This window comes from Streptomyces sp. NPDC048504, assembly GCF_043200035.1.
Lineage (GTDB): Bacteria > Actinomycetota > Actinomycetes > Streptomycetales > Streptomycetaceae > Streptomyces.
Genome location: NZ_JBICXA010000008.1, coordinates 217,011 through 243,491, shown reverse-complemented (window position 1 = coordinate 243,491; position 26,481 = coordinate 217,011). Strand labels below are relative to the sequence as shown.

The window sequence follows — 26,481 nt, the reverse complement described above, 5'->3', positions numbered from 1 at the left end:
AGTAACAGGGATCACGATCGGGGCGCGGTGTAGATCATCTAGGCTCTGGGCAGCCTCGTAACCGCTTGTGGGACCAACTTTCGTACCACGAAGCGCAGTTCGAGGGTGCGGGCGGTCGAACGGACCGTCCGCTCGCAGTGGGGGGACTCAGTGTTCCGTCTCCCGAAAGGAAGCGCATGCCTCAGGACGTCACCTTCGACCTCCCCTTCGACACCCCCGTCAGCGACCATCTGGAGTACGCCCGAGCCCGCCATCTGCGCTGGATCTGGGACATGGGCCTGGTGCGCAGCCAGGCCGGGTTCGAGGAGTACCGGTCGTGGGATCTCCCGCAAGCCGCGGCCCGCACCTATCCGCACGCGTCGGCCGCGGACATGGTCGTCCTGATGAACTGGTTCTCGCTGGCGTTCCTCTTCGACGACCAGTTCGACGCGAGCCGGCCCGACCGCGCCGACCGAATACTGGAAGTGGCACGGGAGTTGATCGTCACGCCGCTGCGTCCGGCGGGCAGCAGGCCCCGGGTGGTCTGCCCGATCACCGTGGCCTGGGCGCAGGTCTGGGACCACCTTTCGGATGGCATGTCCCTGACCTGGCGGACCCGGTTCGCCGCGTCCTGGGGCCGGTTCCTGGTGGCGCACTGCGAGGAGGTCGACCTGGCGGCCCGGGGCATCGCGGGCACGCTGGACCTCGCCGAGTACACGGAGTTCCGGCGCCGCACGGTCGGCATCCACCACAGCATCGACGCCGGCGAACGCAGCCGGGGCTTCGAGGTCCCGGCCCAGGTGCAGGCCCACCCGCTGATGGAACGCATGCGTGACCTCGCCGCCGACACCATCGGCTTCATGAACGACATCCACTCCTTCGAACGCGAACGCCGCCGAGGCGACGGCCACAACCTGATAGCCGTCCTCCACCGGGACCGCGGCCTGTCCTGGGAAGCGGCAGCCGAAGAGGCCTACCGCATGACAAATGCCCGCCTCACCGAGTACCTCGAACTGGAGGCCCAAGTCCCCCAGATGTGCGACGAGTTGACCCTGACCGACGACGAACGCCAACGGGTCCACCAGGGCGTGGAAGCCATCCAGCACTGGATCAACGGCAATTACGAGTGGGCGCTTGTGTCCGGCCGCTACACGGCGGCGAAGGAAGGCCCGGCGGCAAAAGCGGAGTTGGCAGGCAAAGGCTCGGTGGACGATCTATTGGCGGTGTGACGCCTGGGCAAGCTGCCCGGCCAAGGGCCGGGCAGCTTGTTTAGGGGCGCGGGGAACTGCGCGACCAGCCCCCACGCACCCGCAGACGAAGTACTACCGACTACACCGCGAACTCAACCGGCAGACGATCCAATCGAGACTCCCACGTAGACGCCGTAGAAGTCAGCTCCTCCGCAGCCACGCCCAACCGCAACCCCGGCAACCGATGCAGCAGCACATCCACGCCCACCTCAAGAATCGCCTGCCCGATACTCTGCCCCGGACACTCATGCGGCCCCGAACTGAACGCCAGATGCGACTGGTTCCCCTGCACGGAAACCCCCGCATCAGGCCGAACCTCAGGATCGACATTGCCCGCGGTCAGCCCGAGGACGAGCAGATCCCCCTCCTCGATCCGATGCCCCCCGAGCTCAAGATCCGCCGTAGCGAACCGCCCCGGCAGAACGGCCAACGGCGGTGTGTCCCACATGACTTCCTCGACAACGGCCGAGACGGTCAACTGCCCACTGACCAGCCCGGACAGCCGAGACGCATCCGTGAGAATCCGCTGCAACACCCGAGCCAACAGGTTGCTGGTAGTGGTGTGCGCGGCGATCAGCACAAGCCGCAGATGCATGACGACCTCTTCCGCGTCGAGCCCGGCCGGATGCTCGATCAACGCGGTGGTGAAGTCGGAACCAGGCTCGGCCCGCTTACGCTCGGCGAGTTCACCGAGAATCTCGATGATGCGGTCGTTGTGCAGCAGGGCGTCTTCCCCACCCTTGAGCACCTGCGCGCTGGACTCGACCAGCCGATTCCCGTCCCCCGCAGGAAGCCCCAGGATCCGGGTCAGCACAAGCATCGGCAGATATTCGGCGTAATCCGCCACCAGATCAGCCCGCCCGGCCTCCGCGAACGCGTCAATCTGCTTGTTGGCGAAGTAAGTTGCGTGCCGCCGGACCCCCCGCCCGGCCGCCGCCAACAGCCCGTCGGTCACCGCACCCCGCAGCCGGCGGTGAGGCTCGCCGTCCTGAGAGACACAGTCCGGCCGCCACCCGACCATCGGCATGATCGGCGAGGTCTCCGCGACCCGTCCCTCCCGCCAGTCCCGCCAGATCCGCGCGTCCCGGGAGAACTGCCGGGGACTGTCCAGCACCCGCCGGTTGTCGCGGTACCCGAGCACCAGCCAGGCGGGCACGTCCCCTTCGAGCAACACCGGTGCCACAGACCCGTGTTGTTCCCGCAGCCGCTCGTAGATGCCGAGCGGATCGGTCGCCGCGTCCGGCCCGTACAGCCGGGTGACGTCGTCACCCGGGCCGTGGGCGACGGGGCAACCCCTGGGAGCTTCGGGGCCGTTTAAGGTCTGGTCGGTCATCGGGGCTCCAGTGCGACGGCCGAGCGTTCCTTCAAGTGCCGTATCAACGCGACCAGTACGTCACGGCTGGAGGAGCGGTCGCGGGCGTCGCAGGCCACGACGGGGATGTCCGGGGAGATGTCGAGGGCGTCCCGTATCTCGTCGACCGGGTGCTCCGGGGAGTCGGGGAAGACGTTCAACGCGATGACGAACGGGACGTCCTGCCGCTCCATCTCCTCAATCGCCCGGAAACTGGAGGCGAGGCGGCGCGTGTCGACGAGGACCACCGCGCCGAGCGCGCCCTTGAACAGGCCGTTCCACAGGAACCAGAACCGCTCCTGGCCCGGGGTCCCGAACAGGTAGAGGACCAGTTCGTCATTGATGCCGATCTTGCCGAAGTCGAGGCTGACGGTGGTCTCTGTCTTGTCGGTCACCCCGATGAGGTGGTCGACGCCGGCGCTCGCCTGGGTGAGGGTCTCCTCGGTGGTGAGCGGCTTGATGTCACTGACCGAGCGGACCATCGTGGTCTTCCCGGTGCCGAATCCGCCGGCGATCATCACCTTCACCGAGCGGGTACCGTCACCGGCCGGGGAGCCGGGATGGTCAAAGCCTTTGAAGTCCACTGAGTACCTCCTCAAGGAGCGCGAGGTCGGGCCCGCGACCGGCGTCGTGCGCCGGGATGGGGTCACGGGCTTCGACGCGGTCTGCCTCCAGCAGATCCGCCAGCAGCACCGCGAGAATGTTGAAGGGCAGTCCGAGGTGGGCGCCTAGTTCGGCCACCGACAGCGGCTCGCGGCAGCGCCGGAGGATCTCTTCGTGCTCGTGCTGCATGCCCGGTACGGGCGCGGCGCGGGAGACGACGAGGGTCGCCACGTCGAGGCTCGACGCCGAACCGCCCGGTCCGCTGCGCCCTCCGGTGAGGACGTAGTAACGCTCCAGACCGGAGGGGTCGATGGGCCGGCGGGGAGCACTCATCCAGAGTGCTCCTCCAGGCGCGCGGTGGTGCCGAGGAGTTCACCCATCCTGCGGGCCAGGTCCCGCATCTGGTGTCCGAGCAGGCCCTGGTCGAGGCCCTCCCGGGCCAGCACGCCGAGATACGTCTCCACACCCGCGCGGACGACGAAGAGATGGCCGCCGTCGACCTCGATCATCGCCAGCCGCAACTGCCCCGCGTACTTGGGGAATTGCTCGGCGACCGGCTGGGCCAGCGCCTGCAGGCCGGCCACCACGGCCGCGAAGCGGTCCACGTCGTCGGGGTCCTCCGCGCCGAAGGAGGTGATCGCCTTGCCGTCGCTGGAGGCCACGAGGGCGAAGCGGATCTCCGGGATGCTCTCCACCAGATCGCGGAGCGCCCAGCTCACGTCGGTTCCCTGTTGCGTCATGTGGACTTGTCGCTCTCTTCAGTGCTGTGCTCGGTGAACTCGCGGCCCGCGGACGCCGGTTCCTCCCCCGGGGTCTCCCGTCCGGCCGTGGCGAAGGCCGCCAGGCCGGTGAAGGAGGCGTCGGGCGGAACAGTGGAGACGGCCATCTCCCCGGTCCGCCCGGCCGGTTGGGGCCGAGCCGTCTCGCCACGCTTGCTACGGCGCCTGGGCAGCCCGCCGGGTGTGGTGTCCTCCGCCTCGACGGTCTCCGCCGGGGTCCCGGCGACGGCGGTACCGCGGCTCGCCGCCGCGGTCGCGGCCGTCGCGGCGGCCTGGAACGAGGGGGTGCCGGTGACAGCGGACGCGGGCAGCCGGCTGAAGTACTTGTGCGGGACCACGACGACCACCGAGGTGCCGAGCCAGGGCGAGTCCGCGAAGGTGACGCGGATGCCGTAGCGGCGGGCGAGGGCGCCGACGACGCGCAGGCCGATGCTGGCGTCCTCGGAGACACCGCCGAGTCCGGGGCCCGCGCCGGTGCCGGCGAGGGCGTGCTCGGCCTCGCGCTTGGACTCCTCGCTCAGGCCCTTGCCGGAGTCCTGGATCTCGATGCCGACGCCGTTCGGCACCTCCTTGCCGGAGACGACGACCGGTTCGGTGGGCGGCGAGTAGCGGGCCGCGTTGTCCAGGAGGTGGGCGAAGATCAGCGTGAGGTGGTCCACCAGACCGCCGTCGACGCCGAGTTCGGGCAGCTGGCGTACGTCGACGCGGTGGAAGTCCTTGATGCGGCCGATGCCGCCGCGCACCACGCTGAGCAGGCGCTGGGGTTCCTGCCACTGCCGACCGGGCCGGTCCGAGCCGCCGAGCACACCGACGCTCGCGGCGAGACAGTCGGCGGGGCCGATCTCCTGGTCCAGCTCCATCAGACCGCGGGCGACGGCGGGCAACCGCCCGTGCTCGCCCTGCAGTTCGTGCAGTCGGCCGCGGAGCTTGCTGGTCAGTACGTGGATGCGGTTGCCGATGCTGATGACGGCCTGCTCGGCGGCGGTGGAGCGGTTGAACTCCTCCTCGACGCCGATGAGCGAGAGCCGCAGCACCTTGCGCAGTTCGGCCTGGAGCTCGGCACTGACCTTGGCGCACTGGCTCGTGACCGGCAGCAGGTCGTCGATGGCGTCACCCGTGCGCAACTGCTTGAGCGCCTCGGGGAGTTGCTCGTCGGCGAGGCGGGCCACGGCGGCGAGCTGGTGGGCCAGCTGTTCCTGCCAGACCTCGGCCTGGTCGGCGAGCTGCGCCTCGTAGGACGCGGCCTGGTCGGTCAGCCGCTCCTCGAACGCCCTCGCCTGCTCGGCGAGTTGGGCCTCGTAGGCACCGGAGCTGTCCGCGAGCCGGGTCTCGTAGGCACCGGCGTGCTCGGTCAGCTGCGCCTCCAGCGTGGCACGCTCGGCGCCGAACTTCCGCTCCAGGCCCGCCACATGCTGCTGCCACTGCTGGGAGTGCTCGGCCTGCGCAGCGCGGAAACCGCTTTCGGAACGGCGCAGTTGAGCCTGGGTACGGACGAGCAGTCGCACGCACACGGCACTGGCCACTGTGGCCGCCGCTCCGGCCGCCGTCGCGGCTATTCGCTCCGAGCTCATGAACGTGGCGGCGACGGTCCCACCTCCTAAGGCCAGCGGCATCAGCCACCAGCTGTACCAGGCGACAGGTGCCCGCGCCGCCGGTGGCGGAGTGGCGAGTTCCATCTGCATCCTTCGAAGCGACACGAACGTACAGGGGGGTGTGCGAGGACAGACCGCACTCGGGAGGACGCACCACGAGCCGACCGGTGACGATCACGTCAACTCGCTGCGCCGCAGGGGAGCTTATCGGGTTTGAACGGTAAAAGATCAACCTCAAGGCGGTGCGGAAGTGAGGGTTCCGTCACTCTCCGAGAAGTCTGAACATGGACATGTGTCCAGCTACAGTGGACACCTGTCCAAGTTGACGAGGAGTCGATCGATCATGGAAACGCTCGCGAACGTGCTGGTCGGACTGGTGGCCGCGCTGCACCTGTACATCCTGGTGCTGGAAATGTTCCTGTGGGAGAAGAAGCCCGGGCGCGGTCTGCACGGTTTCGACCCCGAGATGGCGAGAGCCACCGCACCGCTGGCGGCCAACCAGGGGCTGTACAACGGATTCCTCGCCGCAGGCCTGATCTGGGGCCTGATCGCCGCCGACCCGACCGGCTTCCGCGCCCAGGTCTTCTTCCTCAGCTGCGTCGTGATCGCGGGCGTCTACGGCACCGTGACGGCGAACCGGCGCATCCTCTTCGCCCAGGCGCTGCCCGGCGCGCTGGCCCTGGCCGCCGTCCTGATCGCCCGGTGAGCCGCGCCGAGCCCGAGGACCGGCGGGCCGCCCGCACCCGGGCACGGCTGCGCCAGGCCCTCCTCGACGAGTGCGCCGAACACCCCCTGGAGGAGGTCGGCGTCGCCGCCCTGGCGCGCCGCGCGGGGGTCGGCCGGGCCACCTTCTACGTCCACTACGACGGCCTGGAAGCGCTTGCCGTCGACGCCTGCGCGGACGTCGTACGGGAGGCCGTGGAGGCACTGCACGCGTGGCGCGGCCGGCCCGACCCGGTGCACGCGCCGCCAGCGCTGCCGGAGTTCTTCGCCGGCCTGCTTCCCCACGCGGCCCTGTACCGCGCCCTGTTGAGCCCGGGCGGCGGCGGCCCGCTCGGCCGGGTCCTGCACCGGGACCTGCGCGCGTACAGCCTCCGCGAGCGTGAACTCGCGGGCGCGGCGGACGCCCCGCTGGTCGCCTCGGCCGTCGCCGGGACCTTCGGCGGGGTCCTCGCCGACTGGCTGCACGGACTGTTGGACGGCACGGCGGAGGAAATCGCCGACCAGGTCTGGCAGTTGCTGGTCGCCCTGCACATGAGCCGGTGACGACGGCTCACTGACAGGCCTGGCCGTCCTTCACCGACGGCCACGCCTCCACGCCGTCGGGGGTGCGGACGTACGCCTTCGACGCGTCGGCCGTAAGCCACAACTGCCAGTCCTGGTACCGGTATCCGGTGTCGCGGGCGCCCGTGGGCATCCGGACATCACCGTCGTAGGGAGCGGTGAGCATCCCGGACGGGAGCACCTTGTCCGGATCGCGGGCGTACAGCCTGCTCTTCTCGCCTTCGCCGGTCCGCAGGAAGTGCGCCTTCTGCCAGTCGCAGTGGGCGGCGCCGACCGAGCTGCTCACCACCGTGGTCGGCACCCGCTTCCCGTCCTTGTCGGTCCAGATCTCGTAGCCGTGCGCCTTCGCGAAGCTCGCCGGGAGTTCGGCCGGGTCGCAGGAGGCGCTGGTCTCCGGGCCCCAACCCGGCCTGTTCTTACGGTCCTTGGCGACGACGACGGCGACTTTCGTACGACCGCCGACGTCGTAGGAGAACAGGACGCGGCCGTCCGCCTCGCGCTCGACGCGGTAGCCCGTGCGCGGCACGTCCGGCTGCTGCATGTCGAAGTACGCCCGCAGTCCGCCCTCGGGGGTCTTGCCGCCGTCGCCCTTGCTCCATGCCTCGGGGCCGCCGCCCTCGTACATCGCGCCGTCGCACTCCAGCGCCCGGCCCGCGGCACCCGACTTGTCGGATCCGGTGGCCGGTACGTACAGGGGTCCGGCGTAGGGCGTGGCCGGCGGCGTGCCCGCGACCACGACGCCTTTCCCGTCCTCCGTGCCGCATCCCACCGCCGTCACGGCCACCAGTACGGCGACCCCCGCGAGCCCTCTGCGCATGCCCTGCCCCCTCATGTCGTGTTCCTACGACGCACGGGCGGGCCGAAACGTTGGGGTTCAGCGGGTTTCCTGGAACGTGCGCCGGTACGCCTGCGGGGAGACCCCGATCGCCGCGTGCAGATGCTGCCGCAGGGACGCGCCCGTGGCGAAGCCGACGCGGCCGGCGATCTGGTCGACCGACAGGTCGCTGGCCTCCAGGAGGTCGCGGGCGCGGGCGACCCGCTGCTGGATCAGCCAGCGGCCGGGGCTGAGGCCCACCTCGTCGTTGAAGCGGCGGGCGAAGGTGCGCAGGCTCATGCCCGCGTGCCGGGCGAGGTCGGTCAGGGCGAGGGGCTCGTCGAGGCGGGTGAGGGCCCATTCGCGGGTGGCGGCCGTGCCGGTGACCCCGTAGTCCGGCACCGGCTGCTGGATGTACTGGGCCTGGCCGCCGTCGCGGAACGGCGGGACGACGCAGTTGCGCGCGACCTTGTTGGCGAGTTCGCTGCCGTGGTCCGTGCGCACGATGTGCAGGCAGATGTCGACTCCGGAGGCCGCGCCGGCGGAGGTGAGGATCCTGCCGTCCTGGACGAAGAGCACGTCCGGGTCCAGGTCGACCTGCGGATACAGGGCCCGGAAGTGGTCGACGACCTGCCAGTGGGTGGTGGCGCGGCGGCCGTCGAGGAGACCGGCGGCGGCGAGCACGAAGGCGGCCGTGCAGATCGAGACGATCCGTGCGTCCGGCCGGATCCGGGCGAGGGCGTCGGCGATCTCGGTGGGCAGCCCGGTGGGGATGCGCGGGGTCGCCATGGAGGCGACCACGACCGTGTCCGCCGTTTCGAGGATCTCGGGGCCGTGCTCCACCGCGACCGAGAAGTCGGCGTTCGTGCGCACCGGGCGGCCGTCGACCGTGCAGGTCAGCACCTCGTAGTGGCCGTCGGCGGCGCCGAAGATGCGGCTGGGGATGCCCAGCTCGAAGGGGTAGACGCCGTCGAGCGCCAGGACCACGACCCGTTCCACATGCTGCATGGCACGATTCTATCGAAGGTTGGCCATCGTGCCATTTCCTTGTCGTGCGGGACCCGGCAGGCTGACTGACCATGAGCACTGTGAACACCATGCGCGTCATCACCCAGCACGCCCTCGGCGGTCCCGAGGTCCTCGAAGTCGCCGAGGTGGAACGCCCCGCGCCGCGCGCCAACGAGATCCTGATCCGGGTCCGCGCCGCCGGGCTCAACCCCACCGACTGGAAGCACCGGGCCACCGGCGGCTTCCTCGGCGAACCGCCGTTCACTCTCGGCTGGGACGTCTCCGGCGTCGTCGAGGCCGTCGGCGTCGGTGTCGCCCGTTTCGCACCCGGCGACGAGGTCTTCGGGATGCTGTCCTACCCGTGGGGCCATGGCTCGCACGCCGAGTACGTCGCCGCCCCGGCCCGCGCCTTCGTCCACAAGCCGGCCGGGATCGACCACGTCCAGGCGGGCGCACTGCCCCTGGTCTCGCTGACCGCGTGGCAGGCGCTGGTGGAGAACGCCGAAGTCCATCCCGGACAGCGGGTGTTGATCCACGCCGCGGCCGGCGGGGTCGGGCACGTGGCCGTCCAGATCGCGAAGGCGCGCGGCGCCTACGTGATCGGCACGGCGAGCGCGGCCAAGCACGACTTCCTGCGTGAACTCGGCGTCGACGAGGCGATCGACTACCGGGAGACCGACTTCGCCGAGGCCGTGAAGGACGTCGACGTCGTCCTGGACATGCTCGGCGGCGAGACCGCGCTCAAGTCGCTGCGGGTGCTGCGTCCGGGCGGGATCGTGGTCTCCATCGTGCCGATGGGCAAGCCGGACTTCTACGAGGAGGCCGAACGTCTCGGTGTGCGGGCGGTCCGGATGCTCGTCGACGCCGACCGCGCCGACATGCAGTCGATCGCGGAGCTCGTCGAGGCGGGGAAGCTGCGCGCGACGATCGCCGGGACGTTCCCGCTGGCCGATGCCGCCGAGGCACACGCGCTCGGCGCCACCGGCCGCACCGCGGGCAAGCTGGTGCTGACGGTCGACTGAGTCGGACGGTGAGCGGGGGCCGCCGCGTCAGAAGGTGAGCACCGGCTTGATGGCCTTGCCCGCACTCATGTCCCGCACCGCCTGGTCGATGTCCGCGAACGGATATGTGGTGATCAGGCGGTGCAGCGGCAGCCGCCCCTCCTTGACCAGTCGCACCAGCGCCGGGATGAAACTCTGTGTCTCGCTGTCGCCGAGGGTGAGACCCACGATCCGCTTCCCGGGGAGCAGCCCGTTGACGTCCAGGGCGACTTCACTGCCGAACGGTGGTGCCCCTACGACGACCAGGGTGCCCCGGGCGGCGAGCGCGTCGGCGCCCTGGCGGAGGACTCCGACGTTGCCGGTCGTCTCGACAATGCCGTCGGCTCCCCTGTTTCCCGAGAGGTGGTGAATCACCTCCGGAAGGCTCTCCTCGGTCGGGTTGACCGTGTGGGTGGCGCCCAACTCCTCGGCCAGTGCGAGTCGTTCGGCAACCCGGTCGACGGCGATGATCCGGGTGGCCGGGGTGAGCGCGGCGGCCATCACCGCGGACAGGCCCACAGCTCCGGCGCCGAGCACCACGATCGTGTCTCCCAGCCGGGGCCTGAGTACGTTCCAGACGGCACCGACTCCCGTCTGAACTCCGCACCCCAGCGGGGCTATCGACTCCAGCGGCACGTCCGGGTCGACCTTCACCAGGCTGCGCTCGTCGACCAACGCCCGTTCGGCGAACGAGGACTGACCGAAGAAGTGCCCGCCGAGGGGCTCGCCGTCGCGGCTGATGGTGCTGCTGCCGTCGGCGCGGCGACCGCCGATGAGGTTCAGCGGCAGCCAGGTCGCGCAGTAGGCGGGGTGTCCGCCCTGGCAGTTGCGGCAGTCGCCGCAGGACGTGAAGGACAGCACGACATGGTCGCCGGGTACGACACCGGTGACGGCCGAGCCGACCTCCTCGACGACACCGGCGCCCTCGTGACCGAGAACTCCCGGGAGCGGAAAGGGCAGTCCGCCGCTCGTCGCGCCAAGGTCCGTGTGACACAGGCCCGTTGCGACGACCCGGACGAGCGCCTCGTGCGGGCCCGGCTCGGCCAGCTCGACGGCGGTGAGGGTGAAGGGTGCGCCGCCCGACTCGACGACGGCCGCGCGCGTGGTGGTGGACATCGTACGAACTCCTTGGTGGACGTGGTCAGTTGAGTTGACGGGCGGGATCAGTCGAGGGAGACGACGACGGACTTGGTCCGGGTGTAGGCGGCGAGGCCCTCGGGGCCGTACTCGCGGCCGAAGCCGGAGTCCTTGACGCCGCCGAAGGGGACGTTGGGGTCGAGCATCGCCCAGTCGTTGATCCAGACGATGCCCGCCTGGAGCCGGTCGGCGATGCGGTGGGCGCGGCCGAGGTTGCCGGTCTGGATGCCCGAAGCCAGGCCGTAGGGCGTGGAGTTGGCGAGTTCGACGGCCTCGTCCTCGGTGTCGAAGGGCTGCACGGTGAGGACCGGGCCGAAGATCTCCTCCTGGATCACCCGGGAGTCGTTGGCGAGGTCGGCGATGACGGTGGGCTTGTAGTAGTAGCCGCCGTCCAGGTCGAGGCGTTCGCCGCCGCAGACGATGCGGGCGCCCTCCTTGCGGGCGAGGTCGACGTACTCCTCGACCTTCCGCAGGTGCCTCTCCCCCGCCATCGGTCCTACGACGGTCTCGGGCAGCCGGGGGTCGCCGAGCGGCACTCCGGGGACGGCGTCGGCGAGGATGTTGAGGAGGGTGCTGTAGACGGGGCGCGCGACCAGCAGACGGGGGCCGCCCATGCAGAACTGGCCGGTGTTGAAGACGAACGCCTTGATGACCGCGCCGACGGCCTTCTCCAGGTCGGCGTCCTCGAAGACGAGGTGGGCCGCGTTGCCGCCGAGTTCCATGGTCACGGGCTTGAGGTTCTCGCCGGCGACGCTCGCGGCGTGCCGGCCTACGGCGGTGGAGCCGGTGAAGGCGATCTTGTCGACGCTGGTGTGCCGCAGCAGGGCCTCGCCGGCGACCGGGCCCGTGCCGGTGACGACGTTGACGACGCCGTCCGGGACGCCGGCCCGCTGGAGCAGCCCGGCCATGTAGAGGGCGCTGAGCGGGGTCTCGTCGGCAGGCTTGTGGACCACGGTGTTGCCGGCCGCGAGGGCCGGGGCGAGTTTCGAACCGGCCAGAATCAGCGGGAAGTTGAAGGGGGTGATCGCGGCGACCACGCCGAGCGGCTCGCGCTTGGTGTAGGCGAGGGCGTTGAGCGGGGTGTCGCGGGTCGAGCCGTCCAGGGAGAAGGCGAGGGCGGCGTAGTGCTCGTAGTCGTTGGCCGCGTTGGTCACGTCGACGGCGTGGCACAGGGTGATGGGTTTGCCTACGTCCAGGCTCTCCAACTGGGCGAGTTCGTCGGCGTTCTCGCGGATCAGCTCGGCGACGCGGTGCAGGATCCGGCCGCGTTCGCGGCCGCTGAGCCCGGACCAGTGGCCGCTGTCGAATGCCTCGCGGGCGGCGCGGACGGCGGCGTCCACGTCGGCGGGGCCCGCCTCCGCGACCGTGGTGACGACCCGGCCCCGGGACGGGTCGACCACCTCGGTGCGCGCTCCGTCTGCGGCCTCGCGCCACCGGCCCCCGACGAACAGGCGGCCGGGTTCGATCTCGAAGGCGGTCATCGCCACTCCTCAGCATCGTTGCCAAGATTTCAACCAACAGGATTCCTGTTGGTCTCTCGTCTGGTCCGCAGTCTCGTTACAGACAGGTTTCCTGTCAATGCTCTAGGGTGAATCCATGGCTGAATCCATGGTCGGCACCCCAGCGACAAAGGCACCCCCGTCCCTGCTGTACATGGTCAAGCAGGTGGAGCTGGTCGTCCGCTCACGCCTGGACGAGCTGGTCAGGCCGTACGGGATCACCGCACTCCAGTACACCGCGCTCACGGTCCTGGAGCGACACGACGGCCTGTCCGCGGCGCAGCTCGCCCGGGACTCCTTCGTCACCGCGCAGTCCATCGCCGACCTCGTGCGCTCCCTGGAGGGGCGCGGGCTGATCCGCCGGGAGCGCAATCCGCGGAATCGCCGCGAGCTGCTGATCCTGCTGACCGAGGAGGGGCGTGAGCTGCTGACGGGGTGCGCCGGGCCGGTGCGGGAGCTTGAGGAGCGGATGGTCGCCCAGCTCACGGCACATCAGGGCGAGCAGTTCCGGCAGGCGCTGTCCAAGGCCTGGCACGCACTGTCGTGAGCCCGGGCGTGCGCCGGTCCGTATCTGCCGCGCACATCACAGAAAGCTCTGGCTGGATTCGAAGACATATGTCAATCGAACATGCTCAAATTCACTCCATCGAGGGTAACTTTCAGGGCGGGGAACGGTTTTGTGCTCAACCCCGCTTCACCGAGGGCCGGTTGGAGGGGATGTGGTCGTGCAGCAGGAACCCGCGCCGCTCACCCGGCATCTGCGTATCCACCAGGACCGTGGGTTCACGGTCCTGGAGTTCCGCGGGGAGATCGACATCGTCGGCGCGATGGAGATCCTCCCGTCCCTGGACCAGGTGACGGGACGGCCCGGCGCGCGGATCGTGATCGACCTCAGGCGGGTCGAGTTCTTCGACTGCTCGGGGCTGCGCCTGCTGTTCCGGGCCCGGCAGCGGGTGCTGGAGCGCGACGGGCGGCTGCATCTCGTCTGCACCCACCCACTGACCCTGCGCATCCTGCGGGTCACCGGGCTCAACCGGCTGCTGCCGCCGCAGCCGACGCTGGACGCGGCCCTGGAGCAGCCCGAGACCACGTCCGGCACGTTGTGATCACAGTGGTCATGTGAGGATCTTGGTGACCTGACCGGCCCCCACGGTCCGCCCGCCCTCACGGATCGCGAACTTCAACCCCTCCTCCATCGCGATGGGTTGGATCAGTTCGACGTGCATGGTCGTGTTGTCGCCCGGCATGACCATCTCGGTGCCCTTCGGCAGAGTCACCACACCGGTCACGTCCGTCGTGCGGAAGTAGAACTGCGGGCGGTAGTTGTGGAAGAAGGGCGTGTGCCGGCCGCCCTCGTCCTTGGACAGGATGTAGGCACGGGCCTCGAACTCCGTGTGCGGCGTGACGGATCCGGGCTTGATGACGACCTGGCCGCGCTCCACGTCCTCGCGCTTGACCCCGCGCAGCAGCAGTCCGACGTTCTCGCCGGCCCGGCCCTCGTCGAGGAGTTTGCGGAACATCTCGATGCCGGTGACGGTCGTCCGGGTCTTCTGCGGGTGGATGCCGATTATCTCCACCTCGTTGTTGACCTTCAGCACCCCGCGCTCGATCCGGCCGGTGACGACCGTGCCGCGCCCGGTGATGGTGAAGACGTCCTCGATCGGCAGCAGGAAGGGCCGGTCCACGTCCCGTACCGGCTGGGGCACGAATTCGTCGACGGCGGCGAGGAGTTCGAGCACGGACGCGGTCCACTCGGGGTCGCCTTCGAGGGCCCTGAGCGCGGACACCTTGACCACCGGGAGGTCGTCGCCGGGGAACTCGTACTCGGTGAGCAGCTCCCGCACCTCCAGCTCGACCAGTTCCAGGATCTCCTCGTCGTCGACCATGTCCGTCTTGTTGAGGGCGACGACGATGTACGGCACCCCGACCTGCCGGGCCAGCAGGACGTGTTCCTTGGTCTGCGGCATGGGTCCGTCGGTGGCCGCGACGACCAGGATCGCGCCGTCCATCTGGGCGGCACCGGTGATCATGTTCTTGATGTAGTCGGCGTGCCCGGGGCAGTCGACGTGCGCGTAGTGCCGGTGTTCGGTCTGGTACTCGACATGGGCGATCGAGATGGTGATGCCGCGCTGCCGTTCCTCGGGCGCCTTGTCGATCTGGTCGAACGGCGTGAAGGGGTTGAGGTCGGGGAACCGGTCGTGCAGCACCTTCGTGATGGCCGCCGTCAGAGTGGTCTTGCCGTGGTCGATGTGACCGATGGTGCCGACGTTCACATGGGGTTTCGTCCGCTCGAACTTCGCCTTCGCCACGGCGAGTCCTCCTGATCACCTCGGTGCTGCCGAGCGTTGCTCCGTCCCCTCATGTCTATTCGTTCGGCGGCGCGTCGAACAGAGCGCTGACGGACTCACCGTTGTGAATGCGGCGTACGGCCTCGGCGAGCGCCGGGGCGATGGAGAGGATGCGCAGCTTCTCGGTGCGCTCCTCCTCGGGCACCGGCACCGTGTTGGTGCAGACGATCTCCAGTACGTCGGGCTGCTCCCCGATCCGCTTCAGCGCGCCCGACGCGAACAGGCCGTGCGTACAGGCGACCCGGATCGAGCGCGGCCCCAACTCCCGCAGCCGGTCCAGGAGTTCGAGCACGGTACTGCCCTTGGCGATCTCGTCGTCCAGGACGATGACGTCCCGGTCGGCGATGTCACCGATGACGGAGCTGATGACGACCCGGTCGTCCGCGTACCGCTGTTTGGCGCCGGCGGCGACCTGGGCGCCGATCAGCCGGGCGAACGCGGCGGCCTCCTTGGCGTTGCCGAGGTCCGGGGAGACGACGGTGGTGCGGGAGAGGTCGTACTGCCGGAAATGCGCGGCCAGTTCACGCAGGGCGTGCAGATGGTCGACCGGCACCGAGAAGAAGCCGTGCACCTGCGGCGAGTGCAGGGTCATGGCCAGGACGCGGCTCGCGCCCGCCGCCACCATCAGGTCGGCGACCAGCCGGCCGCCGAGCGAGATGCGCGGGGCGTCCTTCTTGTCGGAGCGGGCGTAGGAGTAGTGCGGCATGACGACGGTGATCCGCCCGGCGGAGGCGCCGCGCGCCGCGTCGCACATCAGCAGCAGCTCGACCAGGTTCTCCTGGACCGGCTTGACCAGCGGCTGGATCAGGAAGACGTCCCGTTCCCGGCAGTTGGCCTGGAGCTGTACCTCCAGGCAGTCGTTGGCGAACCGGCTGACACGGGTGGGGCTGAGCGGAACACCGAGATGTGCGCAGACCTCCTTCGCCAACTCGGGGTGGGCACTCCCGCTGAACACGGCGATGTCTCGCACGATCTGCTCCTCGCATGATCATTCCCGGCCGTGCCTCATGCTACTGACCAGGAAAACCTGTTGCGGACCGCCCAGCGCGGCACGCCATGATGGCCGCGTCCGTGCCCTCTCACGTCAGGAACCCTCGCATGCGCCGACTCCTCGGAATCCACCGCCCTTCCCACTGGACGACGGTTCTTGAGGACTCGACCACGCATGCGCACCCTGAACATCGGAATTCTGGCCCACGTCGACGCCGGTAAGACCAGCCTCACCGAGCGGCTGCTGTTCGACCACGGCGCGATCGACCGGCTCGGCAGCGTCGACGCGGGTGACACCCGTACGGACGACGGCGCGATCGAGCGGCAGCGCGGGATCACCATCCGCTCGGCCGTCGCCGCGTTCACGGCCGGCGACACCCAGATCAACCTGATCGACACCCCGGGCCACTCGGACTTCATCGCGGAGGTCGAGCGCGCCCTGGAGGTGCTCGACGGCGCGGTCCTGCTGCTCTCCGCCGTGGAGGGCGTCCAGGCGCAGACCCGCGTCCTGATGCGGACCCTGCGCCGGCTACGGCTGCCCACGCTCGTCTTCGTCAACAAGATCGACCGGGCGGGCGCCCGCGCCGAGGACCTCCTCACGGACATCCGCCGCCGGCTGACCCCGCATGTCGTACCACTGACGGACGTGACGGCCCTCGGCACACCCGCGGCACGCGTACACCTCCGCCCACCCGCCGACCCGGACCTGGCCGAGTCTCTCGCCGAGGTCGACCCGGACATCCTCGCGGCCGTCGTCGACGGCCCCCGCCCCACCCCGGACGACCTGCGCAAGTCCCTGGCCACCCGCACCGCCGACGGCTCGATCCACCCCCTCCTCCACGGCTCGGCCCTCGGCGGCCAGGGAATCACCGAACTCGTCGACCACCTCGTCCGGTTGATGCCGCCCCCGGCCACCGGCTCAGGCACCCCTAGGGGCACGGTGTTCGCCGTACGCCCCGGCCCGAGCCGCGAACGGACGGCGTATCTGCGGCTCTACGACGGTGAGGTGGCCCCGCAGCAGCGGCTCACGTTCCGCCGTCACGGGGCGGACGGCCGGACCGTCGAGGTCTCCGGACGCGTCACGCGGCTTCGGGTCATCGGCCGCTCCGGCCCGCTCACCGCCGGGAACATCGGGGCGCTGACCGGCCCGAAGGACATCCGGGTGGGCGACCGGCTCGGCGAACTCACCGAGCGGGCACCGCAGTTCGCGCCGCCGACGCTGGAGACGGTCGTACGGGCACGGCGGCCCGAGCAGGCGGCGGCGCTGCGCTCGGCGCTGCTCGCGCTGGCCGACCAGGACCCGCTGCTGCACGCGCGGCCGGCCGCGTCCGGGGCGACCGTGCTGCTCCTGTACGGGGAGGTCCAGAAGGAGGTCGTCGCGGCAACTCTGCTTCAGGACTTCGGAATTGAGGCCGACTTCGAGCCGAGCCGGGTGCGGTTCCTGGAACGCCCGGCCGGGACCGGCGAGGCCTGCGACGAGTTCCCGTGGCACGACCACACCCACTACTGGGCGACGATCGGGCTGCGTGTCGAACCGGCGGAGCGCGGTTCCGGCGGGGTCTTCGGCTACGAGACCGAACTCGGCGCACTCCCCCGCGCGTTCCACCAGGCCATCGAGGACACGGTCCACGCGACCCTGCTCCGCGGGCTGCAGGGTGCGCCCGTGACGGACTACCGGGTCACCCTGACCCGTTCCGGTTACGCGGCCCCGCTCAGCACGGCGGCCGACTTCCGCGGCCTCACCCCGATCGTGCTGCGCCGGGCGCTGCGGCTCGCGCGGACGCGGCTGTACGAGCCGTACGTCACCTTTGAGACGGAGGTCCCGCTGGACGCGCTCGCGCCGGTGACCGCCCATCTCGCTTCCTGCCGTGCCGAGTTCGCGGGGACGACGGGCGGCGTCGGCTCCTGGCTGATCACCGGCGAGCTGCCGGCCCGCCGGGTGCGGGACGTGGAACTGGCCCTGCCCGGGCTCACGCACGGGGAGGGAATGTGGTGGTCACGGCCGTCGGGGGACCGTGAACTACGGCCGCGCTGAAGGGTGTTACCGGCCAGTGTCACAACACGGAACGGACCGTGCTCCGGAAAGGTCACGGGACGCATGGGGTGACGCGGCCGGGAAATGCTGTCTGCGGCCGGCCGGGACTCCTGGCGGGCCGGAACCGTGACTTTTCACCCCTGTGCGCCCTCCGTGCCCCCGTCAGACGGGCCATTCGACCAACAGGTCGGTCTGACAAGGCATTTGGGGGGCATGCGGATACCGAGGAAGGGAGGGCCGTCCCCATGACGACTTCCATCAGCCGTATACCCCGGCGTATGCCGGGCTGGGCGAAGGTGCTCACCGCCGTCGTCGTTGTGATCGCCGTGCTGTTCGCCGGCCTCCGGCTCGCCATGCTGCCGGGCCTGCGGGACATCTTCGGCACCGAGACCACCGACCGCTCGGGCCCTGCGCTGCTCAAGTCCATTCAGGACATGAGCCGTTACGACGCGGCCTCCGGCAACTTCCAGGTCGTCGTGGACCTGGAGAAGAACGCCAAGTACCTGCCCGACGCGATCCGCGGCACCCGCACGCTGTACGTCGGCGCGGGCACCGTGGAGGGTTATGTCGACCTCGGCAAGCTCGGGAAGCAGGACGTGACGGTCAACGCCGACCGCACGTCGGCCACCATCAAGCTGCCGAAGGCGACCCTGGGCAAGCCGGCGCTGGACCCGGACCACTCCTACACGGTCTCCAAGCAGCGGGGCCTGCTGGACCGCCTGGGCGACGTCTTCTCCGACAACCCCAACAGCGAGCAGGCCGTGCAGAAACTTGCCTCCAAGCACATCGCCGAGGCGGCGAAGACCAGCGGGCTGACCACGCGTGCCGAGACGAACACCACCAGCATGCTCAAGGGTCTCCTCGGCTCGCTCGGCTTCACCACCGTGAACATCTCGTACAGCGCCTGACCGGGCGCTGCTGAACCATGGAAAGCTGGAGGCCCACCGCATGGCCCGTACCGTCCCGCGCCTGCGCACCACCAAGAAGACGGAGACCGAGCCGAAGCCGGCCCGACCCGACCGCGGACGCCACCAACTGCCCCTCCCCGTGCGTCTGCTGGCGATGCTGATCGGGTTCGCCCTCATGGTGGCGTTCGCCGTCGTACTGGCCAAGCTCACGCTGGAGCCGTCCCCCGCGTCCAAGGCCCTCGTGCACACCAATCTGCACCCGGGCCGCTCCCTGAAGGCCTATCTCGACCAGCCGGCCATGCGGGACGCCATCAGGCAGATCGGCGGGAACGTGGTCCTCGGCATCCCCTTCGGCGTGCTGGTGCCCGTGTTCGCGCCACGGGCACGCGGCATCCTGAAGGTGCTGCTGCTGACGGCGGCCGTCATGCTCCTGGTGGAGTTCGCGCAGGGCGCGCTGATCACCGGGCGGGCCTTCGACATCGACGACGTCATCCTCAACACCTCGGGCGCGCTGATCGGTTGGGTCCTGCTCGGGCGCCGGCTGGGCCGGGCGGTGCACGCACGGAAGCCCGTCGTGAAGGCGGCAAGGACACCAAAGGCATCTAAGGCGTCGAAGGCGTCCAAAGCGCCGAAGGCCACTTCCTGACGCTTGACTACCGGTCCGTAACATTCAACTACTGGTCCGTACCAAGGTATTGACGCTGTCCTTATCTCACTCCTTAAATCAAGAGGCGACGCTTTCACCCCCCACCTCAGTCGGCGTGTCGGTCCCCACGTCCGCCGTACAGAAGGGAATGCCGTGGCCTCCCCACGCATGCTCCGCAGATGTCTTTTCGCCGCCCTGTCCGCCGCACTGGTCGCGTCCGCCGCGATCGGTCCGGCAAGGGCGGCTTCCACGTCGGCCGACCAGGCCGACGCCGTCACGTTCTCCGACACCTTCGACGGGGCCGCAGGTTCGGCGGTCAACTCCTCGAAGTGGACGCAGGAGACCGGCGACAACGTCAACAACCACGAGCGCGAGTACTACACGTCCGGCACCAACAACGCGGCCCTGGACGGCCAGGGCCATCTGGTGATCACGGCCAAGAAGGAGAACCCGGCCAACTACCAGTGCTGGTACGGCACTTGCCAGTACACCTCGGCCCGGATGAACACCTCCGGGAAGTTCAGCGCGCAGTACGGGCATGTCGAGGCCCGGATGAAGATCCCGCGCGGGCAGGGCATGTGGCCCGCGTTCTGGATGCTCGGCACCGACATCGGGTCGGTCGGCTGGCCCAACTCCGGTGAGATCGACGTCATGGAGAACGTCGGCTTCGAGCCCTCCACGATCCACGGCACCATCCACGGCCCCGGCTACTCCGGCTCGGCCGGCATCGGCGCCGCGTACTCGCTCTCCAACGGCCAGGCCTTCGCGGACGCGTTCCACACCTTCGCCGTCGACTGGGCGCCCAACTCCGTCAAGTGGTCGGTCGACGGTGTCGTCTACCAGACCCGCACCCCCGCCGACGTGGGCGGCAACACCTGGGCGTTCAACAAGCCGTTCTTCCTGATCCTCAACCTCGCGGTCGGCGGCTACTGGCCCGGCGACCCCGACAGCTCCACCGCCTTCCCGGCCCAGCTGGTCGTGGACTCGGTCTCGGTGACCACGAGTGACACGGCCACCGGGGTGGCCATCAAGGGCCTGGCCGGCAAGTGCGTCGACGTCAACGGAGCCAGCTCCGCCAACGGGACCGCCGTACAGCTCTACGACTGCAACGGCAGCGCAGCCCAGCAGTGGACCGTCGGCTCGGACGGCACGATCCGCGCGCTCGGCAAGTGCCTGGACGTGGCCAGTGGCGGCACCGCCGACGGCACCAAGGTCCAGCTCTACGACTGCAACGGCTCCGCCGCCCAGCAGTGGGCCGTCAGCTCGGCGAACGACATCGTCAACCCGCAGGCCAACAAGTGCCTGGACGTCACCGGCAACAACTCCGCCAACAGCACCCCGCTCCAGATCTGGACCTGCTCGGGCGGCGCCAACCAGAAGTGGACCGTCGGCTGAATCCGTAAGGCCTAGGGTCTGTCCGGCGGATCAGGTCGCAGGAAATCGGCGGGGCCTGATCAGCACCGGTGAGCGGGGCGTGGTGCGTGCAGCTGCAAGGCGGAGGAGGGAGTCGACGCGGAGCGTCGGCGACCGACGACAACGCCGCAGATGGGCGTGCCACGCCCCGCGTCTGCGGCATGATCCGCCGGACAGGCCCTAGTGCGGCAACCAGGTGAACTTGTCCCCACCGACCCAGCGGACCACGTCCGGGTCGTCCAGGTCGCGGACCGTGATGCCGCACACGGCCGCGACCTGCAGGACGTCCGTGATCCCGGTGGCCTCGGCGACCATCTCCCCGTCGATCTCCACGATGCGGAACGGCGGGGTGCCGGGCTGCACCTTGAGCACCATGATCCGCGGGCTGGAGATGTGCGGGCTGGCGATTTCGGTCATGCAATAGAGCCTAGAACGCATCTGGCGGACGCGAGTGGTCCACGGTCCCCGGCCGGGGACCGCTCGCGGGAGGAGGCTCGATGGATCCCGTGCAGGCACTGGACCGGATCGCCTTCCTGCTGGAACGCTCCCTGGCCCCGACCTACCGCGTCCGCGCCTTCCGTACGGCGGCCAGGGTCCTGACGGCGCTGCCCGAGGGTGAGGTCGCCGAACGCGCGGCGGCCGGGACGCTGGAGTCCCTCAAGGGCATCGGCCCCAAGACCGCGCAGGTGGCCCGCGAGGCCCTGGACGGGCGGGTCCCCGCCTATCTGGAGCAACTGGAAGCCGAGGCCCCCGCCCCGTCCGGCCCCGGCGGCGAGAAACTGCGGGCGCTGCTGCGCGGCGACTGCCACCTCCACTCCGACTGGTCGGACGGCGGCAGCCCGATCGAGGAGATGGGCCGTACGGCGGCCCGGCTCGGCCACGAGTGGGCGGTGCTGACCGACCACTCCCCCCGCCTGACCGTGGCGCGCGGACTCTCCCCGGAGCGGCTGCGCGAGCAGCTGGACGTGGTGGCGGCGCTGAACAAGACCTGGGCGCCGTTCCGGCTGCTGACCGGCATCGAGTGCGACATCCTCGACGACGGCTCGCTGGACCAGGAACCCGAGCTGCTGGAACGGCTCGATGTCGTCGTGGTCTCCGTGCACTCCAAGCTGCGCATGGACTCCCGCGCCATGACCCGCCGCATGGTGGCCGCCGTACGGAATCCGCACGCGGACATCCTCGGGCACTGCACCGGGCGGCTGCTGATCGGGCGGAAGGGGGGTGCCGCGCGGCCCGAGTCCGTCTTCGACGCGGACGAGGTGTTCACCGCCTGTGCCGAGTCGGGCACGGCCGTGGAGATCAACAGCCGTCCGGAGCGCCTTGACCCGCCGAGGCGGCTGCTGCGGAAGGCCGTCGACGCCGGGGTGCTGTTCTCGGTCGACACCGACGCGCACGCGCCCGGGCAGCTCGACTGGCAGATCAACGGCTGCGCGCGGGCGGAGGAGTGCGTGGTGCCCGCCGAACGGGTGGTGACGACCTGGTCTGCGGACGCGCTACTGGACTGGACCAATGGCACGTGATGCACATCACCGGTCGTGGCGGCGTACGCAGGAACACTCGCAGGTGGTTCCCCGTTGAACAGACTGTGGGTGCGGAGGGAACAGTGTCCCCGGGCCTCAACCTCCGCCCACAGGGAAGATCGTTCGGCTGAAGCCCTGTGGAGCCTTTCGCCGCGAGGCGACCGCCTTCCGTGCCCACCACTTTGGCCGCCCCGGCCGTGATTCCCCCGTCGCGGTCGGGGCTTCCCCCTGTCCGGGCTCGGACGCCCACTTCCCTTCGTTTGACTTCGAGCGCACTTCAATTCGTAGCGTTCCTCTCATGACCACTGCACAGCACAAGATCGGTTCGGGATTCGACGCGAAGAGCACCGCCGACGACGTCCTGGCGGGCCTCGACCTCGGCGGCAGGCTCGCGATCGTCACCGGCGGCTACTCCGGCCTCGGCCTGGAGGCCACCCGTGCGCTCACCAAGGCGGGCGCCCAGGTGGTCGTCCCCGCCCGCCGGCCCGACGTCGCCCGGGAGGCCGTGGCCGGCCTGTCCGGCGTCGAGGTGGACGAGCTGGACCTCGGCGACCTGGAGAGCGTGCGCGGCTTCGCCGAGCGGTTCCTCGCCTCCGGCCGCACCGTCGACTTCATGATCGACAACGCCGGGATCATGGCCTGCCCGGAGACCCGTGTCGGGCCCGGCTGGGAGGCGCAGTTCGCCACCAACCACCTCGGCCACTTCGTCCTCGTCAACCGGCTCTGGCCCGCGATCGAGCCGGGCGGCGCCCGTGTGGTCTCGGTGTCGTCGAGCGCCCACCACTTCTCCGGGATGCGCTGGGACGACGTCCAGTGGAGCCGGGGCTACGACAAGTGGGAGGCGTACGGCCAGGCCAAGACCGCGAACGTCCTGTTCGCCGTCCACCTCGACAAGCTCGCCGCCGACCGGGGCGTCCGCGCCTTCGCGCTCCACCCGGGCGGCATCCTGACGCCGCTGCAACGCCACATCCCCCGGGCGGAGATGGTCGAGCGCGGCTGGATGGACGAGCAGGGCAACGTGCTCAACCCCGAGGGCTTCAAGACCCCGGAGCAGGGCGCGGCCACCGAGGTGTGGGCGGCGACCTCGCCCCAGCTGGACGACATGGGCGGTGTCTACCTGGTGGACTGCGACATCGCCGAGCCCGCCGCCGACGACGACGAGGACCGCACCCGCGTCAAGTCCTGGGCGACCGACCCCGAGCAGGCGGCCCGTCTGTGGAAGCTGTCCGCCGATCTAACCGGTGTGGACGCGTTCGCCGGATAGATCCGAGTACAGCTTCACGAGATGTCGAGGTCCTTCGGCCCGTAGAGGGCGGCGGGCGCACCGGTCATCAGCGCCCAGTAGCGGTCTCCGTACGACCAATGCCACCACTCCGTCGGGTAGTTGACCAGGCCGACCGCACCGAGCGCCCTGCCCAGCACGGCGCGGTTGGCCCTGGCCTCGGCGGCGATGTTGCCTGCGCCGGTGTAGCAAGCCCCCTCGCTCTGCTCGGGGTTGGCGTTCATCGGCGTACCCAGGTCGAGTTCGCGGCCGTCGGCGTCGGCGAGAGTCAGGTCGACGGCCGCGCCGGCGGAGTGCGGGGCGATCTCCGGCGGCGACACATAGCGGCTGGCGGCGGACCGGATCCGGTCGGCGGACCAGTCCGGGTTGGCGGCGCGCAGCTCGTCGCCGTAGCCCTCAAAGTAGCGGCGCTGGAGCGCCGGCGGACGGTAGCCCTCGACGAACAGCAGGCGCAGGCCGTCGGGGAGCCGGGCTTCCGCTTCCAGGAGCCGGTCCAACACGCCCTGGCGCAGGTGGAGTTCCGCGCCGCTGTCGTTCTTGCGGTCGTCGACCAGCAGTGCGTCGCTCACGTCGACGAGGGGCTCCCCGCACTCCTCGACGGGGATGGCGGCGACCCGGGCGTCGGACATCAGGATGATCTCGCTCATGGAGTGATCATCCCCCAACCGCCCGCCCGCTCAGTGCGGAGCGCGTTCCTCCAGCGCCGTGCGCCAGGCGGGCGGCGGGCCTTCGGCTTCGGGTTCGGCCCGGCGGCCGCCGCGGGCGAAGAAGTCGGCGAGGGGGAGGATCGCGGCGCCGACGGTGACCGCGTCGGGGCCGAGGCGGCCCAGCTCGATGGTGACGCGTCCGGCGGGGTGGCGCAGCGCGTAGGCGGTGGCGTGGTGGCGTACGGCGGGCAGGAAGCGGGAGCCGAGCTGGAGTCCGGCCCAGCCGCCGATGAGGATGCGCTCGGGCTGGAAGAGGTTGATCAGGTCGGACAGGCCGGCGCCGAGGTACTCGGCGGTCTCCTCCAGGACGGCGAGGGCGACGGGGTCGGCCTCGGTGCCCTCGGGCGGGTAGGCGGCGACCAGCAGGGCGGTCATCGCGGTCTCCTCGTCGGTGCCCTCGGGCGGGCGTCCGCCCTGCTCGCGCCAGCGGTCGAGCAGCGACTCGGCGCCCGCGTACGCCTCCAGACAGCCGAGGGCGCCGCAGCGGCAACGGCGGCCGCGGACCCGTACGGTCAGGTGCCCCCACTCGACGGCCCGCCCGTGCTCCACCTCGGGAGTGACGAGGCAGGCGCCGACGCCGGAGCCGAAGAGGACGACGATCGCGTTGCGCGCGCCGCGCCCGCCGCCGAACCACATCTCCGCCTGACCGAGGGTCTTGGCGCCGTTGTCGATCAAGTACGGGACGGCGTTGGGGAGTTGGGAGGTGGAGCGGAGCAGTTCTTCGAGGGGGACCGCGTCCCAGCCGATCGTCTGACCGTGCACGACGGCGCCGTGGTCCGGGGTGTGCTCGACTATGCCGGGGACGCCGATGCCGACGCCGAGGAGCTGTTCCGGTGCGATGTCGGCGGCGGCGAGGACCTCGGCTATGCCGTCGCGGATGTGGCCGACGATGACCTCGACCTCGTAGCGCTGCTGCTCCAACGGGCGTTCGGCGCGGGCGAGTTCGGTGAGGGTGAGGTCGAACAGCTCGACGCGGACGCGGGTCTCGCCGACGTCGACGCCGATCATGTGGCCGCTGTGCGGGGCGACTTGGAGCAGGGTGCGGGGGCGGCCGCCGTCGGAGTCGACGCTGCCGGCCTCCTCGACCAGGCCGTCGGTGACGAGGTCCGCGACGACATTGCTCACCGAGCCGGAGCTGAGCCCGGTCGCCGGGCCCAGTTCGAAGCGGCTGAGGGGTCCGTCGAAGTACAGCCGTTGCAGTACGGCCGTGCGGTTGGCCCGCCTGAGGTCGCGTACCGTGCGCCCGTTCCGCCCCGCCATGTGGCTCCCTCCGAACCCTGCACCCTCTTAATTCACGCCCTGAACTAAGGGGCGGTGGAATGCACACTACGTGGTGGAAGCCGTCTCGTCGATCTCTCCCAGGGCGGCGAGGAGCTCGGGGCCGACCTTCTCCCGCCGCCAGCGGTTCTCTTCGTCGCCGAACTCCCGGGGGACCGTCTCGGCGAGCATGATCAGGTAGAGGTAGCTGCGGTAGAGGGCGTATCGGAGGCCGGCCGACCGGTCGAACTCGGCCCGTCCGCCTGCCTCCCGGTAGCCCGCGAGGAACGCCTCGTCCTTCCTGATGTCCCCGAGCAGCGCCAGGGAGACGAAGTCGGCGAGGGGGTCGCCCCAGAACATGCGCTCGCCGTCGATGAGGCCGCCGATACGGGGCGTTCCGGTCGTGCGGTCGACCAGGATGTTGCCCTGCCACAGGTCGAAGTGGACGGCGCAGGGGACGGTGACCTCGTCCAGGGCGTCGTACGCCGATCGGGCCGTGCGGGCGATGTCGTCGGCGGGGAGCGGCAGCCAGGCCCCGTAGCGGCGGGTGTCGTCGAGGACGGCGTCGTAGAGCGTGGTGAACGCGGTCCGCCAGTCGGGGGCGAGGGGGCCGAGGGCGCCGGAGGGGTAGCCGAAGCCGGGGCCGGTGATCTCGTGCAGGCGGGCGAGCCGGCGGCCCAACTCCGTGCGCAGGTCGGTGACTTCGGGGTCCGTGAGGGTGTCGTCCCAGGGTTCGCCGGGGCAGAGCGTCATCAGGAGGGTGTCGCCGTCGAGGACCACGACGCGCGGGGCCGCCACCCCGGCCTTGGCGGCGGCGCCGTAGAAGTCGGCCTCGGAGATGAGCAGTTGGCGCTCGTGCGCCAGGCCGGGGGCGGTGGGCGCGGTCTTGAGGACGTAGCGGGTGCCGTCGGTGAGGGTGAGTTCCTCGACGGTGTTGTAGGTGCCGCCGCCGAGGGGGTGGAGGTGGGCGAGGTCGCCGGGCGGGATGCCCGCCGCGCGGAGTACCTGCCGGGCTCGCTCCGAGGAGTCCGTCACCGTG

General features: G+C 70.2%; 27 protein-coding genes. 12 read left to right on the top strand and 15 right to left on the bottom strand.

Annotated features, from left to right (window positions below; all coding sequences use genetic code 11):
- Nucleotides 1-176 precede the first annotated feature (176 nt).
- Nucleotides 177-1,208 (top strand): 7-epi-alpha-eudesmol synthase, encoded by a 1,032-nt coding sequence (locus tag ACGFY9_RS21765; RefSeq protein ID WP_393756373.1) that lies wholly within the window; start codon nt 177-179, stop codon nt 1,206-1,208.
- A 100-nt stretch (nt 1,209-1,308) separates the two neighbouring features.
- On the opposite strand, the gene ACGFY9_RS21760 is transcribed toward ACGFY9_RS21765, so the two are convergent.
- From ACGFY9_RS21760 to ACGFY9_RS21740, 5 genes are read right to left on the bottom strand one after another with little or no spacing between them, the layout of a single operon-like run.
- A complete protein-coding gene (locus ACGFY9_RS21760) occupies nt 1,309-2,562 on the bottom strand; it encodes a cytochrome P450 (RefSeq protein WP_393756371.1) in 1,254 nt (417 codons plus the stop codon).
- On the bottom strand, nt 2,559-3,164 hold the full coding sequence (locus tag ACGFY9_RS21755) for an ATP/GTP-binding protein (RefSeq protein WP_393756369.1): 606 nt from the start codon (nt 3,162-3,164) through the stop codon (nt 2,559-2,561). The genes ACGFY9_RS21760 and ACGFY9_RS21755 overlap by 4 nt, the downstream gene beginning before the upstream one ends.
- A complete protein-coding gene (locus ACGFY9_RS21750; protein ID WP_393756367.1) occupies nt 3,145-3,516 on the bottom strand; it encodes a DUF742 domain-containing protein in 372 nt (123 codons plus the stop codon). The genes ACGFY9_RS21755 and ACGFY9_RS21750 overlap by 20 nt, the downstream gene beginning before the upstream one ends.
- Nucleotides 3,513-3,923, bottom strand: a complete 411-nt coding sequence (locus ACGFY9_RS21745; protein ID WP_019057749.1) for a roadblock/LC7 domain-containing protein — start codon at nt 3,921-3,923, stop codon at nt 3,513-3,515. The genes ACGFY9_RS21750 and ACGFY9_RS21745 overlap by 4 nt, the downstream gene beginning before the upstream one ends.
- The gene (locus ACGFY9_RS21740) at nt 3,920-5,638 is read right to left on the bottom strand and encodes an ATP-binding protein (protein ID WP_393756365.1); all 1,719 of its coding nucleotides are present in this window, start codon (nt 5,636-5,638) and stop codon (nt 3,920-3,922) included. Before ACGFY9_RS21740 ends, ACGFY9_RS21745 begins: the two co-directional genes overlap by 4 nt.
- A 259-nt stretch (nt 5,639-5,897) precedes the next feature.
- Between ACGFY9_RS21740 and ACGFY9_RS21735 the strand changes: the two genes are divergently transcribed.
- Both ACGFY9_RS21735 and ACGFY9_RS21730 read left to right on the top strand, forming a co-directional pair.
- Entirely contained in the window at nt 5,898-6,260 is a 363-nt protein-coding gene (locus tag ACGFY9_RS21735) for a DUF1304 domain-containing protein (protein ID WP_329263330.1), read from the top strand.
- Nucleotides 6,257-6,820 carry a TetR/AcrR family transcriptional regulator gene (locus tag ACGFY9_RS21730; RefSeq protein WP_393756363.1) on the top strand — a complete coding sequence of 188 codons (564 nt, stop codon included), beginning with the start codon at nt 6,257-6,259 and terminating at the stop codon, nt 6,818-6,820. The genes ACGFY9_RS21735 and ACGFY9_RS21730 overlap by 4 nt, the downstream gene beginning before the upstream one ends.
- A gap of 7 nt (nt 6,821-6,827) precedes the next feature.
- Here the strand turns inward: ACGFY9_RS21730 and ACGFY9_RS21725 are convergent, their stop codons facing one another.
- Nucleotides 6,828-7,655 carry a hypothetical protein gene (locus tag ACGFY9_RS21725; RefSeq protein ID WP_393756361.1) on the bottom strand — a complete coding sequence of 276 codons (828 nt, stop codon included), beginning with the start codon at nt 7,653-7,655 and terminating at the stop codon, nt 6,828-6,830.
- A gap of 57 nt (nt 7,656-7,712) precedes the next feature.
- Nucleotides 7,713-8,660: a GlxA family transcriptional regulator gene (locus tag ACGFY9_RS21720; RefSeq protein ID WP_393756359.1), complete on the bottom strand. Its 948-nt coding sequence runs from the start codon at nt 8,658-8,660 to the stop codon at nt 7,713-7,715.
- Nucleotides 8,661-8,731: 71 nt separating this feature from the next.
- Between ACGFY9_RS21720 and ACGFY9_RS21715 the strand changes: the two genes are divergently transcribed.
- The gene (locus ACGFY9_RS21715; RefSeq protein ID WP_393756357.1) at nt 8,732-9,682 is read left to right on the top strand and encodes an NADP-dependent oxidoreductase; all 951 of its coding nucleotides are present in this window, start codon (nt 8,732-8,734) and stop codon (nt 9,680-9,682) included.
- 27 nt (nt 9,683-9,709) lie between these two features.
- Here ACGFY9_RS21715 and ACGFY9_RS21710 read toward each other — a convergent pair whose 3' ends face one another.
- Together ACGFY9_RS21710 and ACGFY9_RS21705 are read right to left on the bottom strand one after the other, a co-directional pair.
- Nucleotides 9,710-10,816, bottom strand: coding sequence for an NAD(P)-dependent alcohol dehydrogenase (locus ACGFY9_RS21710; protein WP_393756355.1), 1,107 nt, complete (start codon nt 10,814-10,816; stop codon nt 9,710-9,712).
- Between the two features lie 47 nt (nt 10,817-10,863).
- Nucleotides 10,864-12,318, bottom strand: a complete 1,455-nt coding sequence (locus tag ACGFY9_RS21705; RefSeq protein WP_393756353.1) for an aldehyde dehydrogenase family protein — start codon at nt 12,316-12,318, stop codon at nt 10,864-10,866.
- 127 nt (nt 12,319-12,445) lie between these two features.
- Between ACGFY9_RS21705 and ACGFY9_RS21700 the strand changes: the two genes are divergently transcribed.
- Together ACGFY9_RS21700 and ACGFY9_RS21695 are read left to right on the top strand one after the other, a co-directional pair.
- Nucleotides 12,446-12,883 (top strand): MarR family winged helix-turn-helix transcriptional regulator, encoded by a 438-nt coding sequence (locus tag ACGFY9_RS21700; RefSeq protein ID WP_393756708.1) that lies wholly within the window; start codon nt 12,446-12,448, stop codon nt 12,881-12,883.
- A 178-nt stretch (nt 12,884-13,061) separates the two neighbouring features.
- Nucleotides 13,062-13,442, top strand: a complete 381-nt coding sequence (locus ACGFY9_RS21695; protein ID WP_393756351.1) for an anti-sigma factor antagonist — start codon at nt 13,062-13,064, stop codon at nt 13,440-13,442.
- 9 nt (nt 13,443-13,451) lie between these two features.
- Here the strand turns inward: ACGFY9_RS21695 and tuf are convergent, their stop codons facing one another.
- The gene (tuf, locus tag ACGFY9_RS21690) at nt 13,452-14,645 is read right to left on the bottom strand and encodes an elongation factor Tu (protein ID WP_393756349.1); all 1,194 of its coding nucleotides are present in this window, start codon (nt 14,643-14,645) and stop codon (nt 13,452-13,454) included.
- Between the two features lie 55 nt (nt 14,646-14,700).
- Nucleotides 14,701-15,654, bottom strand: a complete 954-nt coding sequence (locus tag ACGFY9_RS21685) for a ribose-phosphate diphosphokinase (protein WP_393756347.1) — start codon at nt 15,652-15,654, stop codon at nt 14,701-14,703.
- A gap of 195 nt (nt 15,655-15,849) precedes the next feature.
- Between ACGFY9_RS21685 and otr(A) the strand changes: the two genes are divergently transcribed.
- From otr(A) to ACGFY9_RS21665, 4 genes are all read left to right on the top strand, one after another.
- Nucleotides 15,850-17,709, top strand: coding sequence for a tetracycline resistance ribosomal protection protein Otr(A) (gene otr(A), locus ACGFY9_RS21680; protein ID WP_393756345.1), 1,860 nt, complete (start codon nt 15,850-15,852; stop codon nt 17,707-17,709).
- A 245-nt stretch (nt 17,710-17,954) separates the two neighbouring features.
- Nucleotides 17,955-18,617: a DUF4230 domain-containing protein gene (locus ACGFY9_RS21675; RefSeq protein ID WP_393756343.1), complete on the top strand. Its 663-nt coding sequence runs from the start codon at nt 17,955-17,957 to the stop codon at nt 18,615-18,617.
- Nucleotides 18,618-18,657: 40 nt separating this feature from the next.
- Nucleotides 18,658-19,263 (top strand): VanZ family protein, encoded by a 606-nt coding sequence (locus tag ACGFY9_RS21670; RefSeq protein WP_393756341.1) that lies wholly within the window; start codon nt 18,658-18,660, stop codon nt 19,261-19,263.
- 153 nt (nt 19,264-19,416) lie between these two features.
- Nucleotides 19,417-20,658 (top strand): ricin-type beta-trefoil lectin domain protein, encoded by a 1,242-nt coding sequence (locus ACGFY9_RS21665; protein WP_393756339.1) that lies wholly within the window; start codon nt 19,417-19,419, stop codon nt 20,656-20,658.
- A gap of 198 nt (nt 20,659-20,856) precedes the next feature.
- On the opposite strand, the gene ACGFY9_RS21660 is transcribed toward ACGFY9_RS21665, so the two are convergent.
- Entirely contained in the window at nt 20,857-21,093 is a 237-nt protein-coding gene (locus tag ACGFY9_RS21660; RefSeq protein WP_393756337.1) for a hypothetical protein, read from the bottom strand.
- 80 nt (nt 21,094-21,173) lie between these two features.
- Here ACGFY9_RS21660 and ACGFY9_RS21655 point away from each other — a divergent pair, with 80 nt between their 5' ends.
- Together ACGFY9_RS21655 and ACGFY9_RS21650 are read left to right on the top strand one after the other, a co-directional pair.
- On the top strand, nt 21,174-22,196 hold the full coding sequence (locus tag ACGFY9_RS21655; protein WP_393756335.1) for a PHP domain-containing protein: 1,023 nt from the start codon (nt 21,174-21,176) through the stop codon (nt 22,194-22,196).
- A gap of 298 nt (nt 22,197-22,494) precedes the next feature.
- Complete coding sequence (locus tag ACGFY9_RS21650; protein ID WP_393756333.1) at nt 22,495-23,460, top strand: SDR family NAD(P)-dependent oxidoreductase; 966 nt, start codon at nt 22,495-22,497, stop codon at nt 23,458-23,460.
- Nucleotides 23,461-23,474: 14 nt separating this feature from the next.
- Here ACGFY9_RS21650 and ACGFY9_RS21645 read toward each other — a convergent pair whose 3' ends face one another.
- From ACGFY9_RS21645 to ACGFY9_RS21635, 3 genes are all read right to left on the bottom strand, one after another.
- Nucleotides 23,475-24,125: a M15 family metallopeptidase gene (locus ACGFY9_RS21645; protein ID WP_393756331.1), complete on the bottom strand. Its 651-nt coding sequence runs from the start codon at nt 24,123-24,125 to the stop codon at nt 23,475-23,477.
- 30 nt (nt 24,126-24,155) lie between these two features.
- Complete coding sequence (locus tag ACGFY9_RS21640) at nt 24,156-25,445, bottom strand: ROK family protein (RefSeq protein ID WP_393756329.1); 1,290 nt, start codon at nt 25,443-25,445, stop codon at nt 24,156-24,158.
- A 66-nt stretch (nt 25,446-25,511) separates the two neighbouring features.
- On the bottom strand, nt 25,512-26,477 hold the full coding sequence (locus ACGFY9_RS21635) for a phosphotransferase family protein (protein ID WP_393756328.1): 966 nt from the start codon (nt 26,475-26,477) through the stop codon (nt 25,512-25,514).
- Nucleotides 26,478-26,481 lie beyond the last annotated feature (4 nt).